General features: G+C 69.7%; 12 protein-coding genes. 10 read left to right on the top strand and 2 right to left on the bottom strand.

Annotated features, from left to right (window positions below):
• Positions 1-19 precede the first annotated feature (19 nt).
• The 6 genes from QWY80_RS13140 (at position 20) to QWY80_RS13115 (ending at position 6,861) form a co-directional block, all read left to right on the top strand.
• Positions 20-1,135, top strand: a complete 1,116-nt coding sequence (locus QWY80_RS13140; RefSeq protein ID WP_290232214.1) for an ABC transporter ATP-binding protein — start codon at positions 20-22, stop codon at positions 1,133-1,135.
• Between the two features lie 10 nt (positions 1,136-1,145).
• A complete protein-coding gene (locus QWY80_RS13135) occupies positions 1,146-2,069 on the top strand; it encodes an ABC transporter permease (RefSeq protein ID WP_290232212.1) in 924 nt (307 codons plus the stop codon).
• Entirely contained in the window at positions 2,066-2,863 is a 798-nt protein-coding gene (locus QWY80_RS13130; protein WP_290232210.1) for an ABC transporter permease, read from the top strand. The genes QWY80_RS13135 and QWY80_RS13130 overlap by 4 nt, the downstream gene beginning before the upstream one ends.
• A 40-nt stretch (positions 2,864-2,903) precedes the next feature.
• On the top strand, positions 2,904-3,968 hold the full coding sequence (locus QWY80_RS13125; protein WP_290232208.1) for an ABC transporter substrate-binding protein: 1,065 nt from the start codon (positions 2,904-2,906) through the stop codon (positions 3,966-3,968).
• A gap of 56 nt (positions 3,969-4,024) precedes the next feature.
• On the top strand, positions 4,025-5,392 hold the full coding sequence (locus QWY80_RS13120) for a glutamine synthetase family protein (RefSeq protein ID WP_290232206.1): 1,368 nt from the start codon (positions 4,025-4,027) through the stop codon (positions 5,390-5,392).
• A 158-nt stretch (positions 5,393-5,550) separates the two neighbouring features.
• Positions 5,551-6,861 (top strand): NAD(P)/FAD-dependent oxidoreductase, encoded by a 1,311-nt coding sequence (locus QWY80_RS13115; RefSeq protein ID WP_290232203.1) that lies wholly within the window; start codon positions 5,551-5,553, stop codon positions 6,859-6,861.
• A gap of 2 nt (positions 6,862-6,863) precedes the next feature.
• Here the strand turns inward: QWY80_RS13115 and QWY80_RS13110 are convergent, their stop codons facing one another.
• Entirely contained in the window at positions 6,864-8,603 is a 1,740-nt protein-coding gene (locus QWY80_RS13110) for a formate--tetrahydrofolate ligase (RefSeq protein WP_290232201.1), read from the bottom strand.
• A 202-nt stretch (positions 8,604-8,805) separates the two neighbouring features.
• Between QWY80_RS13110 and QWY80_RS13105 the strand changes: the two genes are divergently transcribed.
• Positions 8,806-9,837, top strand: coding sequence for a GlxA family transcriptional regulator (locus QWY80_RS13105; RefSeq protein WP_290232199.1), 1,032 nt, complete (start codon positions 8,806-8,808; stop codon positions 9,835-9,837).
• A gap of 87 nt (positions 9,838-9,924) precedes the next feature.
• On the opposite strand, the gene QWY80_RS13100 is transcribed toward QWY80_RS13105, so the two are convergent.
• The gene (locus QWY80_RS13100; protein ID WP_290232197.1) at positions 9,925-12,492 is read right to left on the bottom strand and encodes a GcvT family protein; all 2,568 of its coding nucleotides are present in this window, start codon (positions 12,490-12,492) and stop codon (positions 9,925-9,927) included.
• 238 nt (positions 12,493-12,730) lie between these two features.
• Here QWY80_RS13100 and QWY80_RS13095 point away from each other — a divergent pair, with 238 nt between their 5' ends.
• The 3 genes from QWY80_RS13095 to QWY80_RS13085 form a co-directional block, all read left to right on the top strand.
• Positions 12,731-13,927: a glycine cleavage T C-terminal barrel domain-containing protein gene (locus QWY80_RS13095; protein WP_290232176.1), complete on the top strand. Its 1,197-nt coding sequence runs from the start codon at positions 12,731-12,733 to the stop codon at positions 13,925-13,927.
• Positions 13,928-13,937: 10 nt separating this feature from the next.
• Positions 13,938-14,855 (top strand): methylenetetrahydrofolate reductase, encoded by a 918-nt coding sequence (locus tag QWY80_RS13090; protein ID WP_290232175.1) that lies wholly within the window; start codon positions 13,938-13,940, stop codon positions 14,853-14,855.
• Positions 14,856-15,071: 216 nt separating this feature from the next.
• Positions 15,072-15,600 (top strand): glycine zipper 2TM domain-containing protein (locus QWY80_RS13085; protein ID WP_290232173.1); only part of this gene is annotated, 529 nt, incomplete at its 3' end.

The raw sequence follows: 15,600 nt of genomic DNA, 5'->3' as shown, positions 1-15,600 counted from the left end.
AACAAGAGAGGGCAAGCCCATGAACGATACCCTGATCGCGGATGCCGCCGACGCCCAGGTCCGGCGAACCGCCACCGTCGAGTCGGCCCGGGAGGCCTCCGCCATCCAGATGCAGGGGCTGCACAAGCGCTTCGGGCGCGACACCGTGGCCCTGGACGGGGTGGACCTGACCATCCAGGCCGGCGAGTTCTTCACCCTGCTGGGGCCGTCCGGTTGCGGCAAGACCACATTGCTGCGCATCCTCGCCGGCCTCGAGGAGGCCGACGACGGTCGCCTGGCCATCGGTGGTCGCGACGTCACCGAGGTGCCGCCCCACCGCCGCAGCGTCAACACCGTCTTCCAGTCCTATGCGCTCTTCCCGCACCTCTCGGTGCGCGAGAACCTGGCCTTCGGCCTCAAGATGCGCGGCATGCCCCCGGAGGAGCGCGAGGCCCGGGTAGCGAAGATCGCCGAGTTCATCCAGCTCGGCGACCTGGTGGACCGTCGCGTCGACCAGCTCTCCGGCGGCCAGCGCCAGCGTATCGCCCTGGCCCGCGCCCTGGTCTGCGAACCCGACGTGCTGCTCCTCGACGAGCCGCTGTCGGCCCTGGACGCCGGGTTGCGCAGCCAACTGCAGGTGGAACTGCTGCGGGTGCAGAAGCGCCTGGGCATGACCTTCGTCTTCGTCACCCACGACCAGCAGGAAGCGATGGTGATGTCGGATCGCATCGCCGTGCTCAACGGCGGGGTGATCCAGCAGGTGGGCGCCCCGCGGGAGGTCTATGAGCACCCGGCCAATGCCTTCGTGGCGCGCTTCATGGGCCACGACAACCTCTATCCGGTCAGCGCCCGCTCGGGCAACCGGCTGACCACGCCGCTCGGCGAACTGATCGCCGAGGCCCCGGGGGAGGGCGGGCTGCTGCTGATCCGCCCCGAGACCCTCGATCTGCTGCCCGGCGAGGTGGTGGGCGACAACCACCTGCCGGCCACCGTGGCCGAGCGGCTCTACCGCGGCAGCCACGCCGAGTATCGGCTGGAGATCGGCGAGACGACCCTGCAGGCCACGCTCAACAACCGGGGGCGGCGGCTGCCCGAAGTGGGCGATCGGGTCACCGTGACGGTGGCGCCGGAAGACCTCGCCACCCTGAGCGAGTGAGGAGACGACCATGTCCTATTCCGGCGTAGTTCCCTCCGCCCGCAGTCGCGCCATGGTGCGCGAGAGCCGCCACCTGCTGTTCACCGTGGCCCCCGGGGCGACCTGGATCGTGATCTTCCTGGTGCTGCCCAGCGCCTACCTGATGGGCGTGGCCTTCATGACCAACGGCCCCTACGGCCTGCCGGAGATGCCGTTGTCGCTGGAGTCCTTCCGGCGCCTGGCGGGCTTCGGCTTCCTGGGCTGGAGCCCGGGCAACCTCTACACCCTGTTGCGCTCGCTGTGGCAGACCCTGGTCTCCACCGGCCTAGTGGTGCTGGTGGCCTATCCCATCGCCTACTACATCACCACCTGCCGCGAGAAGTGGCGCCCCATCATGCTGCTGCTGGTGGTGGTGCCCAGCTGGACCAACCAGGTGATCCGCACCTTCGGCTGGATGAACCTGCTGGCGCCCGGCACCCCGCTCTCGGAGCTCGCCGAGGCGCTGGGCCTGATCAGTGCCAACATGGGGCTCTACCCCTCCAACTTCGCGGTCACCCTGGGCCTGGTCTACAACTTCCTGCCGTTCATGGTGCTGCCGCTCTACGCCGCCTTCGAGAAGCTCGACACCGCCCAGGTGGAGGCCGCCCAGGACCTCTACGCCTCGCCGGTGCGGGCCTTCTGGCACGCCGTCTTCCCCCAGACCCTGCCGGGGCTGCTGGCGGGCATCGTGCTGGTGGCGATTCCCGCCTTCGGCATGTACGTGATTCCCGAGCTGCTGGGCGGCGGCAAGGGGATGATGCTGGGCAACCTGGTGGCCAACCAGTTCGCCGGCGCATCCAACTGGCCGTTGGGGGCGGCCGGCGCGATCCTGATGCTGATCGCCACCTTCGTGGGGCTCTTCGCCATGCGTCGCATCGGCAAGCGCCTGGGTGGCGGCGAGGAGGTGGTGATATGAGAAAACGGACCCTCAAGCGCGGCCTGACCGCCTTCTGGTGGCTGACCCTGGCGTTCCTCTACCTGCCGCTCGCCGTGGTGGTGCTGTTCTCCTTCAACGCCTCCAACAGCGCGGCAACCTTCACCGGCATCTCGCTGCGCTGGTATCACCGCCTGCTGGGCAACGAGGAGATCCTCTCGGCCTTCGCCAACAGCATGGTGCTGGCCATCGTCTCCTCGGTGATCGCCCTGGTGATCGGCTGCCTGATCGGCTACGGCATGTATCGCCACCGCCACCGCAAGCTGGGCTGGCTGATCGTGCTGATCTACCTGCCCATCGTGCTGCCGGACATCGTCTTCGGCATCTCGGAGATGGCCTTCTTCGTGCAGGTCCACCGCCTCACCGGGCTGCTGCAGCCGGGGCTGCCCACCATGATCATCGCCCACGTCACCTTCCAGGTGCCCTTCGTGGCGCTGATCGTCTACTCGCGCTTCGTGGGCCTCGACCCGACGCTGTTCGAGGCGGCCAAGGACCTCTATGCCACGCCGGCCAAGCGGGCGGTGCACTTCATGCTGCCGACCATCAAGCCGGCGTTGATCTCCGCCTTCTTCCTCTCCTTTACCCTGTCGGTGGATGACTTCGTGATCAGCTTCTTCACCGCCGGGCCGGAGAGCGCGACCCTGCCCATCTACATCTGGGGCGCGATCAAGAAGGGGGTGTCGCCGGAGATCAATGCCATCGCCACCCTGATGATCGGCGCGGTGGCCATCGCCGCCATCATCAGCCTGGTGTTCAGCCGTCGCCGGCCGGCCTGAGCCGGCACCTGCCAACCCTAGGGGAAACGAGGAGAGCAAGATGACAATCAACAAGACCGCCCTGGCCCTGTCCCTCGGTGGGCTGCTGCTCGCCGGCAGCGCCCAGGCCCAGGAGAACAAGCTCTACCTGTTCAACTGGACCGAGTACATGGACCCGGGGATCATCGAGGCCTTCGAGGAGGCCCACGACGTCGAGGTGGTGCAGAACTACTTCAACTCGCTGCCCGAGATGTTCGCCAAGCTCAACGCCGGCGGGGTCTCCCAGTATGACATCATCGTGCCGTCCAACTACTACATCCCGCGGCTGATCGAGACCGGCCTGGTACAGAAGCTCGACAAGTCGAAGCTCGAGAACCTGGACAACGTCATGGAGCAGTTCCGGGACCCCAGCTACGACCCCGGCGCCGAGTACAGCGCGCCCTACCAGTGGGGCACCACCGCCGTCGTCTACAACACCGAGACCTTTCCGGACGCCCCCAAGAGCTGGTCCTTGATGTTCGACCCCGAGGTCAACCCCGAGCATCCCTTCGCGATGATGGGCGACGGCCAGGTGACCATGGGGGCGGCCTGCGCCTACCTGGGCCACGGCTACGACTGCACCGATCCCGAGGCGTGGCGGGAGGCTGCCCGGCTGATCATCGACACCAAGGGGCGCGACAACTTCAGCGGCTTCACCGACGGCACGCCGGCCCTGCAGCAACTGGCCCGCGGCGTCACTCACGTGGGCATGAGCTACAACGGTGACTACCTCTTCTTCAAGGACGAGGACCCGGAGACCTTCGCGACCCTGGACTTCATGATCCCCGACGAGGGCGCCGAGATGTGGGTGGACGCCATGCTGATTCCGGCCGAGGCCCCCAATCCCGACATGGCCCACGAGTTCATCGACTTCATCCTGGATGCCGAGGTGGGCGCCCGGCTCTCCAACTACAACTACTATGCCAGCCCCAACGCCGCCGCCGAGCCCCACCTCGACGAGGTGCTCACCCAGCCGCCGGTGACCCCCAGCGAGGATGACATGGTGCGCCTGAGCTTCACCCCCAGCCTGGAAGGCGATGCCCTGCAGACCTTCCAGCAGCTGTGGTCCGAGGTCCAGTCTCGCTGAGCGGCAGGCCCCCGGCCGCGCCGGGGGCCGCCTTACCACGAGCAAGGAAGATCCCCATGAGTAACCGCCAGGAGCAGCCGCTCCTCACCGATTGGTTCCAGACCCACGGCATCACCGAGGTCGAATGCCTGGTGACCGACCAGACCGGCATCCTCAAGGGCAAGATCATGCCCGCCGGCAAGTACCTGGGCGGCGGGCGACCGCGCCTGCCCGACTCCATCTTCATCCAGACCGTCACCGGGGGCTATCCCGACGACGAGGACATCCGCTTCTGGAATCCCGCCGAGCGGGACATGGAACTGGTGCCCGACCCCGACGCCATCTACCCGGTGCCCTGGGCCGAGGACCCCACCGCCCAGATCATCCACGACTGCTACTACCTGACCGGGGAGCCGGTGGAGCTCGCGCCCCGCCACGTGCTCAAGCGGGTGCTCTCGCTGTACGCCGATCGCGGCTGGAAGCCGGTGATCGCCCCGGAGGTGGAGTTCTACCTGGTCAAGACCAACACCGACTCCGACTATCCGCTGGAGCCGCCCATCGGCCGCACCGGTCGCCAGGAGAGCAGCCGCCAGTCCTTCTCCATCGACGCGGTCAACGAGTTCGATCCGCTCTTCGAGGAGATGTACGACTACTGCGAGGCCATGAACCTCGACCTGGACACCCTCATCCACGAGGAGGGGGCGGGGCAGATGGAGGTCAACTTTCAGCACGGCGACCCGCTCCTGCTGGCCGACCAGGTGGTGATGTTCAAGCGTACCCTGCGCGAGACGGCGCTGCGCCACGGCATGTACGCCACCTTCATGGCCAAGCCCATGGCAGGCGAGCCGGGCAGCTCCATGCACATCCATCAGAGCCTGCTCGACGCCGAGCGGGGCAACAACCTCTTCGCCGGCGACGACGGCCAGCCCAGCCGGCTCTTCCACCACTTCATCGGCGGCCTGCAGGAGTACCTGCCCGCGGCCATGCCGCTGCTGGCGCCCAACGTCAACTCCTACCGCCGCCTGATGCGCACCGACAGCAGCGGTTCGGCGCCGATCAACGTGGAGTGGGGAATGGACAACCGCACCGTGGGCCTGCGGGTGCCGGTCTCCGGTCCCGAGGCGACCCGAGTGGAGAACCGCCTGGCCGGTGCCGACGCCAATCCCTACCTGGTGATGGCCGCCTCCCTGGCCTGTGGCTATCTGGGCATGCTGAGACAGCTCGACCCGCGTCCGCCCATGGTGGGCTCGGCCTGGTCCGGCGGCCACAAGCTGCCCGACGATATCGGCCCGGCCCTGGACCAGCTCCATGAGTGCCAGGCGCTGGCCGACATCCTCGGCGAACGCTTCACCCACAGCTACCTGGCGGTGAAGCGCGCCGAACACCGCGCCTACTTCCAGGTGATCAGCTCCTGGGAGCGCGAGCACCTGCTGCTCAGGGTGTGAGCCGCGCTCCTGCATCGCCACGACCGCCGGGTCGGCCCAGGGCCGGTCCGGCGGTCTTTTTTGGTGAGTATTGCATGGCGTATGAATTGCCATTTCCGCGGAGTTAGGCGTATCATGGCTTTCAAGTGTTGAATAAAATCACCATAAAGGGGGCTCCGATGTCCATCTCACCCGTCTCTTCCGCCTCTTCCGTTATTGGCCACGCCGCGTCCTGGTACGCCGCCACCGCCAATCCCGCGCCCGAGCGTCCCGCCCTGGAAGGCGAGGTGACGTGTGACGTCTGCGTGGTGGGGGCCGGCTTCACCGGCATCTCCGCCGCCCTGCACCTGGCCGAGCGCGGCCTCTCGGTGGTGGTGCTCGAGGCCTCGCGGGTCGGCTTCGGCGCCTCCGGCCGCAACGGCGGACAGATCGTCAACAGCTACAGCCGCGACCTGGACGTCATCGAGGCGAAGTACGGCTTGGATACCGCCCGCGCCCTGGGGGATATGGCCTTCGAGGGCAACCGCATCATCCGCGAGCGGATCGACCAGTACGCTATCGACTGCGACCTCAAGGACGGCAACCTCTTCGCCGCCTGCAATGCCAGGCAGCTCGAGGGGCTACGCGAGCACCAGGCGTTGTGGGAGCGCTACGGCTACCACGAGCTGGAGCTGTTGGAGGGCGAGGCGGTGAAGCGCGAGGTGGGCTCGGAGCGCTACACCGGCGCCCTGGTCGACCACGGCGGCGGCCACCTGCACCCCCTCAACCTGGTGCTGGGGCAGGCGGCGGCCCTGGAGTCGCTGGGCGGGCGCATCCTCGAGGGCTCGCCGGTGACCGGGCTCGACCATGGCGAGCCGGTGAGGGTGCATACCGCCCGCGGGAGCGTGCGCGCCGAGCGGGTCGTGATGGCCGGCAACGCCTACCTCAAGGGCGTGCTGCCGGAGATCGAGGGCAAGTCGATGCCCTGCGGTACCCAGATCATCACCACCGAGCCGCTGGGCGAGGAGCGTGCCCGCTCCCTGCTCCCCAATGGCCTGGCGGTGGAGGACTGCAACTACCTGCTGGACTACTACCGCCTGACCCGCGACAACCGCCTGCTCTATGGCGGCGGGGTCAACTACGGCGACGACGACCCCGGCGACATCGAGGCGGTGATCCGGCCCAAGCTGGCGAGGACCTTCCCGGAACTGGCCGACGTCAGGGTGGACTACGCCTGGAGCGGCACCTTCCTGATGACGCTCAGCCGCCTGCCCCAGTTCGGGGTGATCAACGGCAACGTCTACTATGCCCAGGGCTACTCCGGCCACGGCGTCACCTGCACCCACCTGGCCGGCAAGCTGATCGCCGAGGTGATGCATGGCCAGGACGAGCGCTTCGACGCCTTCGCCGGCCTGCCCCACCTGCCGTTCCCCGGTGGCCGCCTGCTGCGGGTACCGCTCTCGGCGCTGGGCGCCTGGTACTACGCCACCCGCGACAAGCTCGGCTTATAAGGTCAGTAGAGTCCCACGGTTTCGCCATTCTCGTCGATGTCGAGCCGGGTGGCGGCCGGCGAGGCGTTGAACCCGGGCAGGGTGCGGATGTCACCGGCCAGGGCATAGACGAAGCCGGCGCCGGCGGAGAGGCGCACCTCGCGCACCGGTAGCCGCCAGCCGGTCGGGGCCCCGAGCAGGCGCGCATCGTGGGACAGCGACATATGCGTCTTGGCGATGCACACCGGCAGCTCGCCGTATCCCTGGCGCTGCCAGGCCTCGAGCCGCTCCCGGGTACCGGGGGCGAAGTCGACCCCATCGGCGCCGTAGAGGCGCGTGGCGATGCGCTCGATCTTTTCCGCCAGGGGCAGCTCGGCGGGGTAGAGGTAGTGGAAGTCGCTCCCGGCTTCGTCGGCTTCGTCTATCGCCTCGAGCAGTGCCTCCGCCAGGGCCAGGGCCCCTTCGCCGCCGTCGCGCACATGGTGGGAGACCTCGGCGCGCACCCCCACCGAGGCGGCCAGTTCGCGGATGGCGGCATACTCGCTGGCATGGTCGCCGGGGAAGGCGTTGATCGCCACCACCGGGGTGAGGCCGTGGGCGCGCACGTTGTCGATCTGCTTGAGCAGGTTGGCCCCGCCCTCCCGGACTTCCTCGGGGGACTCCCCCAGCAGCGAGACGGGGAGTGGCTGGCCGGGTACCACCCGGTGGCGACCGCTGTGGTACTTCAGGGCGCGCACCGTGACCACCAGCACCGCGGCGTCGGGCTCGAGGCCCGAGGCCCGGCACTTGATGTTGAAGAAGCGCTCGGCGCCCATGTCGGCGCCGAAGCCCGCCTCGGTGACCAGGAAGTCGCCGGCGTGCAGGCCGATGCGGTCGGCGACGATCGACGAGTTGCCGTGGGCGATGTTGCCGAAGGGCCCGGCGTGGATCAGCGCCGGGGCATGCTCCAGGGTCTGCAGCAGGTTGGGCTTGAGCGCCTCCTTGAGCAGCACCGTCATGGCGCCGGCGGCGCCGACCTGCTCGGCGGTGACCGGCTCGCCCGCGCGATCCAGGCCCACCACCAGTCGTCCCAGCCGCCGGCGCAGATCGGCCAGTGAGTCGGCCAGGGCCAGCACCGCCATCACCTCGGAGGCGGCGGTGATCTCGAAGCCGCCCTGGCGGGGCACGCCGTCGCCGTGGCTGCCGAGGCCCAGCACCAGATGCCGCAGGGCGCGATCGTTGAGATCGATGACGCGCTGCCAGCGGACCTCACGGGGGTCCAGTTCGGGCTCGAGACGATGGTGCAGATGGTTGTCGACCATGGCCGCGAGCAGGTTGTGGGCCGCCCCCACCGCATGGAGGTCGCCGGTGAGGTGCAGGTTGATGCGCTCCATGGGCAGCACCTGGCTGTAGCCGCCGCCGGTGGCGCCGCCCTTGAGCCCCAGGGTGGGGCCCATGGAGGGCTGGCGCAGGGCCACGCTGGCGATGTGGCCGAGGCGTTGCAGGCCCTGCACCAGGCCGATGGCGGTAGTGGTCTTGCCCTCGCCGGGCGGGGTCGGGGTCATCGAGGTCACCACCACGTAGCGTCCTCGCGGGCGCTCGGCCAGGGCCTCCACGGCCGCCAGGTCGAGCTTGGCGATGCCCCGCCCATAGGGTTCCACCGCCTCGCCGGGCAGGCCCAGGCGATGGGCGATCTCCTCGATGGGCCAGAGCCGCACCGCGCGGGCGATGCTCAGATTGTCCGCCGGCCGGGACGGAGCCTGTTCGGTCGCTTGGGGTGCCATCGTCGTGCCTCCTCGGGGGCTGGGGCGCCGCTCGTCGTTAGGCTCAGTATCGCGCGCCGTGCAAGACGGATTTGCCTGCCGACGTCGGCGGCCTTGGGCGCAGCGACACCTCGCGGGAGCGGGACGACCTTGCCGGTGGTCCAACGGGTAGGCTATCCCTGAGGGGAAACGGTGTCCGGCACCACCGAGGAGGAGGCAGACGATGGAATCTCCCGTACCGGCCAAGGGCCACTACGATATCGGCTTCCTGCTGCTGCCGGGCTTCTCCCAACTCGCCTTCTCCTCGGCGCTGGAGCCGTTGCGCATGGCCAACCACCTGGCCGATCGCACCCTCTACACCTGGCACCTGGTGAGTCGTGACGGTGCCGCGGTGGAGGCCAGCAACGGCCTGGCCATGGCGGTGGATCAGGCGCTGGAGCCCATGCCGGCCCTGGACCTGCTGCTGGTGTGCGGCGGGGTCGAGGTGCAGCGTCACGACGATCGCGCGACCCTGTCCTGGCTCCGGCGCCTGGCCGAGCGGCACATCCCCCTGGGGGCGGTGTGTACCGGCGGCTATGTGCTGGCCCGGGCGGGGCTGCTCGACGGCTATCGCTGTACCCTGCACTGGGAGCACATCGGGAGCCTGCACGAGGCGCGGCGCTTCCCCGCGGTGACCTTCACCTCCCAGCTGTTCGTCATGGATCGCGACCGTTACACCTGTTCGGGCGGCATCGCCCCCCTGGACATGATGCTCAACCTGATCGGCCGCCAGCAGGGCCTGGCAGTGGCCGAGGCGATCGCCGAGGAGTTCATCCACGAGCGGATCCGCGGCGTGGGCGACCGCCAGCGCACCCCGCTGCGGGTGCGCCTGGGTCACAGCCACCCCAAGTTGGAGGAGGTGGCCACCCTGATGGAGGCCAACCTGCAGGAGCCGCTGGCCCTGGACGATCTGGCCAGCTACGCCGGGCTGTCGCGGCGCCAGCTGGAGCGGCTCTTCCAGCGCTACGTGGGCTGCTCGCCGCTCAAGTACTACCTGGAACTGCGCCTGGCCCGGGCACGGCTGCTGCTGCAGCAGACCCATATGCCGATCACCGAGGTGGCCCTGGCCTGCGGCTTCGTCTCGCCACCGCACTTCACCAAGTGCTACCACGACCACTTCGGCCACTCCCCGAGCGGCGAGCGCAAGCGTCGGCATGACCGCCAGGCGGACCTGAGGCCGCCGACGACCCCGAGCGACTCGGCGCTGGAGGGCTGAAGGCCCGAGATCGCGGCGGACCGAACGCGACATCGCCGCCCTTCGAGGGCGGCGATGTCGTTCGATGCGCGGCCGAGACAAGCCGGGTCAGCCGCGTGGGCGGACGCTCTCCGGATCGTAGAGCGCCCGATAGCCCACCGCCGCCACGCGCATCGGGTAGTGCTCGGCGAAGTACTCCAGCAGCAGGGGGCGCCCCTCCTCGGCGACCTCGACGGGCAGGTAGGCCAGGGCGATGTTGCAGCCGAGCGAGGGGCCATAGGCGATGCTGGTCACATAGGAGCGCCGGCCCCGATCGTCCACCGGCACCTCGCCGCTCTCCGGGTCGAGCAGCGGTGACTGGCCCACCGGGTAGCGGGGCCGGCCCGCGGCGTCGTGGTGGTCCTCCATGACCAGGGTGCACAGGTAGGCCGGCTGGCGCTGCCGGCCGCGCTGCTCCAGGTAGGCGGCCTTGCCGTGGAAGTCCGCGGCCTTCACCCTGGGCCGCGCCAGGCCCGCCTCGACGAGGTTGTAGTCGGTGAGCAGGTCGACGTTCTGCAGTCGCAGGCTCTTCTCCAGGCGACGGCTGTTGGCGTAGGTCTCGATGCCCACCGGCGTCACCCCGGCCTCGAACAGCAGGTCCCAGAGCGCCAGGCCGTAGCTGAAGGGCACGTAGAGCTCCCAGCCCTGCTCGCCCACGTAGGAGATGCGGAAGGCCCACACCGGCAGGCCCCGCACGCGGATCTCCCGGGCGGTGGCGAAGGGGAAGCGCGCGTCGGTCAGCCCCTCGGGGTCGTCGACCAGGGCCTGCAGGGTGCGCCGGGCATTGGGGCCCCACAGGCCCAGGGTGGCCAGGCCGTCGCTGCGATCCTCCAGGTGCCAGCGGGTCAGCCCGGCTTCCTCGGCGCGGCGGGTGATCCACATCAGGTCGCGGTGGCCGGTGTCGCCGCCACAGATCACCCGCCAGGCGTCCGCGGCCAGGCGCACGATGGTCAGGTCGGAATGGACGCCGCCGAAGGCGTCGAGGAAGTGGGTGTAGACCCCCTTGCCGACGGGGGTGTCGCCGCCCACCCTGGCCACCGAGAGCCATTCCAGCAACGCCTCGGCGTCGCGTCCACGTAAGTCATAGATGGCGAAGTGGGAGAGGTTGATCATGCCCACGTCGTCGCTGAGCGCCAGGTGCTCGGCGTTGGCGACCCGCCAGAAGTGGCGGGCGTCCCACTCCACCGGGCGTTCGGGCACCCGCTCGGCGTAGCGCTCCAACCGCGCCTCGTTGGCGGCGTAGCCGTGGGCGCGCTCCCAGCCCGCCGCCTCCATGAAGTAGCCGCCGAGCTCCTTCTCGCGGGGCCAGAAGGGGCCTCGCCGCAGGTCGCGGCCGGTCTCGAAGGGTTCGCGGGGATGCACCGGCGGGTCGTAGATCTTGCGGGCGATCTCCTGGCAGCGGCCGTGCACGTGGTGGGGCGTCTTCTGCACCGGATAGAAGCGGGCGATGTCGATGCCGCAGGGGTCGAGTTCGGGACGGCCGTGGGTCAGCCAGTCGGCGAGCAGCTTGCCCATGCCGGGGCCGTCCTTGACCCAGACCGCCTCGCAGAACCACAGGCCGCGGGTCTCCGGCGACTCGCCCACCAGGGAGCCGCCGTCCGGGGTGACCGAGAGCAGGCCGTTGAAGGAGTGCTTCTCGTCCCAGCCCAGCTCGCCGAGGATGGGGGCGAGCTCGAGGGCCCGCTCGAAGGCCTCGGCCACCTGGTCGGCCTCCAGGTCGCGCATGGAGGGCGAGAGGCGCGCCTGGTCACGTTCGAGGATGGCGGTGGGATCCACCAGCCGGGGCTCGCGGGACTCGTAGTACCCCCACTCCAGCTGCCCCCCTTCGGTGCTCGTCGGGTCGCCGGTGTCGCGCATATAGGCGGAGTTGCCCTGGTCGCGCAGCAGCGGGTAGCCGATCTCCTTGCCGGTGCCGGCGAAGGTGTCGAAGGGGCCGAAGAACATCAGCGGGTGCTCCACCGGCATCAACGGCAGGGCCGCGCCGCCCATGGCCGCGGGAATCGGCCCCCAGATGCCCGAGGTCACGATCACCAGTGGGGTGGCGACATAGCCCTTGGCGGTCTCGACGCCGCACACCCGGCCGTCCCGGACGTCGATGTCCAGCGCCGGGGTCTCGGCGAAGGCGCGCAGGTGGCCGCTAGCCACCGCGCGCTCGATCAGCTCGCCGGCCACCCGCTGGGAGCGCGGGATCACCAGGCCGGCGTCGGGATCCCACATGCCGCCCAGCACCAGATCGCGATCGAGCAACGGGAAGCGTTCCACCACCTCGTCGGCGTCGACCATGCGGACCTTGGTGCCGAAGGCCTTGCCCGAGGCCACCTTGCGCTGTAGCTCGGCCAGGCGCGCCTCGTCGCCGACCCGGGCGATCTCCAGTCCGCCGACCCGATGGTAGTGGCCCAGGGCCTCGTAGAAGCGCTGGCTGTAGGTGGTGGTGTAGCAGGCCAGGCGATCGTGGGCGGTCATGAAGCAGAAGTCGGAGGCGTGGGCGGTGGAGCCGATGTCCGAGGGGATGGCGGACTTCTCGAGGCCCACCAGGTTCGTCCAGCCCTGCTCGATCAGGTGATGGGCCACCGAGGCACCGACGATGCCGCCCAGTCCGATGATCACCGCGTCTGCCTGCGAGGGTAGGGTCGCCATGGCCGTCCTCCTGGGAGCTACCGGTTTTCCCGCAGGATAAGGCAGGGCCAGGGGGGCCACGCTGTCCCGCGGCGACGCCCCCTTGCCTCGCGGCGACAGGGAGGCCGTTGCTCTGTCGCCCACGCCAAAGAGCTCGACGTCCACAGCGAGATACGCCGCCACCGCCGGGGCTAGTGTCGAACACAAGGGCGGCCGGTGGGTGCCGGTCCCCGCCATCGAGACAGTGGAGGAGGCGGTCATGTCCCAGGTCCTAGAGAGCATCCAGCACACCCAGGCGGCGCCGGAGATCCTGCTCTATCCGCGCATCCGCAAGTCGCCGTTCTTCTACGCCTCGCGGCGGCACGGGGTGCGCAAGTACAGCGTCTACAACCACCATTACCATCCGCGCCTCTACACCGACCCGGTGGACGAGTACTGGGCCCTGGTGCAGGGCGTCACCCTGTGGGACGTGGGCGTGGAGCGCCAGATCGAGATCAGCGGTCCCGATGCCTTTGCCTTCACCCAACGGCTGGTGCCCCGCGACATGCGCCACTGCCAGGTGGGGCAGTGCAAGTACGTCTTCGTCACCGGCCCCGACGGCGGCATCCTCAACGACCCGGTACTGCTGCGCATCGAGGAGAACCGCTTCTGGCTGTCGCTGGCCGACAGCGACATCCTGCTGTGGTGCCGCGGCCTGGCCTACCACTCCGACCTCGACGTCACCATCCAGGAGGTGGACGTGGCGCCGGTGCAGGTCCAGGGGCCCAAGGCCAAGGCGGTGATGGTCGACCTGTTCGGCGAGGCGGTGCTGGCGATGCCTTACTACCACCTGATGGAGGCCGAACTCGACGGCATGTCGGTGGTGATCTCGCGTACCGGCTACTCCGGCGAGATCGGCTACGAGATCTACCTGCGCGATGCCACCCGTCACGGCGAGGCGCTCTGGCAGCGGGTCTTCGAGGCCGGTCGCCCCCACGACATGCAGGTGATCGGCCCCTGTCACATCCGCCGCATCGAGGGCGGCATCCTCGCCTTCGGCTGCGACATCTGGTACGACACCAACCCCTTCGAGGTGGGCATGGGCTACGACTGGATGGTCGACCTGCGTGGCGAGGACGACTTCATCGGCCGCACCGCCCTGGAGCGCATCAAGGCCGAGGGGGTGTCGCGCAAGCTGGTGGGGGTGGAGATCGACGGGCCCAGCGTCGGCTACTTCACCGACGGCTCGATGATCGACGTCTTCCCGGTGTTCAACGCGAGCGGGACGCGTATCGGCCGGGTCACCTCGGCCACCCGCTCGCCGCGCCAGGAGCGCAACATCGGCTACGCCATGGTGCCGGTCGAGTACGCCGAGCTGGACACCCCGCTGCGCATCGAGGCCAATACCGGCCTGCAGGACGCCGTGGTAGTGCCCAAGCCCTTCCACGACCCGACCAAGGAAATACCCAAGGGGTGAAGGAGGCGCCATGAACGACGCCAATCGGGCCGCCCTGGCGGCGGCCCTCGCCCGACCCGCCTGGCAGGCGACCCGTTACGAGCTGCTGCCGATCGCCGGCATGCAGGAGGCGGCCGGGGCCCTGCCCGAGGGCGCCGTGGTCACCGTGACCTGCTCGCCGCGCCACGGCCTCGAGCGCACCCTGGAGGCCACCGAGTGGCTCGCCGGGGCCGGTTTCCGGGTGGTGCCGCACCTCGCCGCGCGCCTGGTGCGCGACCGCGCCCACTTGGAGCGATTGCTGGGGCGCCTGGCGGTAGTGGGCGTCGACGACGCCTTCGTGGTGGGCGGCGATGCCGAGCGGCCGGTGGGGGCCTATCCCCATGGCCGGGCGCTGCTCGAGGCCATGGCCGGCCTGACGCAGCGCCCGGCGCGCCTCGGCGTGCCCGCCTACCCCGAGGGGCATCACCGTATCGGGGCGGCCGACCTGCAGCATGACCTGGAGGCCAAGGCGGCGCTGGCCGACTACGCCGTCACCCAGCTCTGTTTCGAGGCGAGGCCGCTGCAGGCCTGGCGCGAGCGGCAGCGGCGGCTCGGCCTGTCCCTGCCGGTGCATGCCGGCATCCCCGGGGTGATGGAGCCCAGGCGGCTGCTGGCCATCGCCCTGCGCCTGGGGTTGGGGCCCTCGGTGCGCTCGCTGCGCCGCCGGTCGGGCTGGGTGGCGCGACTGTTGCGGCCCGCCGACTACCGTCCCGAGGCGCTGGTGGAGGAGCTCAGGCCGGCCCTGGGCGACCTCGCCGGTGGCTTCGTCGGCCTGCATGTCTACACCTTCAACCGGGTCGAGCCCACCCGTCGCTGGCTGGAAGGGCTCCAGGACCGGGTGCCGATCCGCGCATCGGCCGACGAGCCGGATGCCCAGGCCGCCACTCCCGCCGGCGAGCCCCTGGCCTGAGATGCCCGTCTGTCGTCATGCGGCGACAGGCGGGGAGAGAGTGTGGAAGCCGTCGGCATCGCCTCACGGCCGGGGCGTGACGGCCTATACTGAGCCTCGTCGGGCGGCGCCGGATCGCGCCGCTCCTCTCATCGCCGCATTGCGTCCCGGTCATGCACGCCTGGAGCCCGGTAGCGTTTCAGCGAGTGGCGCCCTGCGCCCTTCAGGAGGTGACAGATGAGCAAGTCGATCGTCGTCGGGGCCACCCTGGCCGTGCTGGGCCTGGGCGGCCTGGCCTTCGGGGCCTGGCAGGTCCAGCAGCAGCGCGGTCCTGAGTATGCCGAGATCGTCGGGGTCGAGGCCCTGACCCGCACCGTGGAGACCCCTCGCGAGGTATGCGAGGACGTGGTCGTTCAGGTGCAGCAGGAAGCGCCGTCGGGGCAGGGCGCCAGCCGTGATCCCCACCGCGTGCTGGGCACCGCGGCCGGCGCCATCGTCGGCGGCCTGCTCGGCAACCAGGTCGGTGGCGGCAGCGGCAAGAAGATCGCCACGGTGGCCGGGGCCATCGGCGGCGGCCTGGCCGGCCGCGAGGTCCAGGAGCGCGTGGAGGCGCGCCAGCATGCCCAGGCGGCGGCGCAGTCCCAGCCGCGCACCACCACCCGCCAGGAGTGCCGTACCGTGGTGGATACCCATGAGGAGACCGAGGGCTACGAGGTCACCTGGCGCCACGGCGAGGAGGTGCAGACCAGCCGCCTGGACAGCCCGC

Source organism: Halomonas ramblicola, assembly GCF_030409215.1.
Lineage (GTDB): Bacteria > Pseudomonadota > Gammaproteobacteria > Pseudomonadales > Halomonadaceae > Halomonas > Halomonas ramblicola.
This window is presented reverse-complemented; position numbering and strand designations above follow the sequence as displayed.

What these genes read in the sequence shown, in the direction of transcription:
- QWY80_RS13140 (WP_290232214.1), top strand. Translation starts at nt 20, where the DNA reads ATGAACGATACCCTGATCGCGGATGCCGCCGACGCCCAGGTCCGGCGA.
- QWY80_RS13135 (WP_290232212.1), top strand. Translation starts at nt 1,146, where the DNA reads ATGTCCTATTCCGGCGTAGTTCCCTCCGCCCGCAGTCGCGCCATGGTG.
- QWY80_RS13130 (WP_290232210.1), top strand. Translation starts at nt 2,066, where the DNA reads ATGAGAAAACGGACCCTCAAGCGCGGCCTGACCGCCTTCTGGTGGCTG.
- QWY80_RS13125 (WP_290232208.1), top strand. Translation starts at nt 2,904, where the DNA reads ATGACAATCAACAAGACCGCCCTGGCCCTGTCCCTCGGTGGGCTGCTG.
- QWY80_RS13120 (WP_290232206.1), top strand. Translation starts at nt 4,025, where the DNA reads ATGAGTAACCGCCAGGAGCAGCCGCTCCTCACCGATTGGTTCCAGACC.
- QWY80_RS13115 (WP_290232203.1), top strand. Translation starts at nt 5,551, where the DNA reads ATGTCCATCTCACCCGTCTCTTCCGCCTCTTCCGTTATTGGCCACGCC.
- QWY80_RS13110 (WP_290232201.1), bottom strand. Translation starts at nt 8,603, where the DNA reads ATGGCACCCCAAGCGACCGAACAGGCTCCGTCCCGGCCGGCGGACAAT.
- QWY80_RS13105 (WP_290232199.1), top strand. Translation starts at nt 8,806, where the DNA reads ATGGAATCTCCCGTACCGGCCAAGGGCCACTACGATATCGGCTTCCTG.
- QWY80_RS13100 (WP_290232197.1), bottom strand. Translation starts at nt 12,492, where the DNA reads ATGGCGACCCTACCCTCGCAGGCAGACGCGGTGATCATCGGACTGGGC.
- QWY80_RS13095 (WP_290232176.1), top strand. Translation starts at nt 12,731, where the DNA reads ATGTCCCAGGTCCTAGAGAGCATCCAGCACACCCAGGCGGCGCCGGAG.
- QWY80_RS13090 (WP_290232175.1), top strand. Translation starts at nt 13,938, where the DNA reads ATGAACGACGCCAATCGGGCCGCCCTGGCGGCGGCCCTCGCCCGACCC.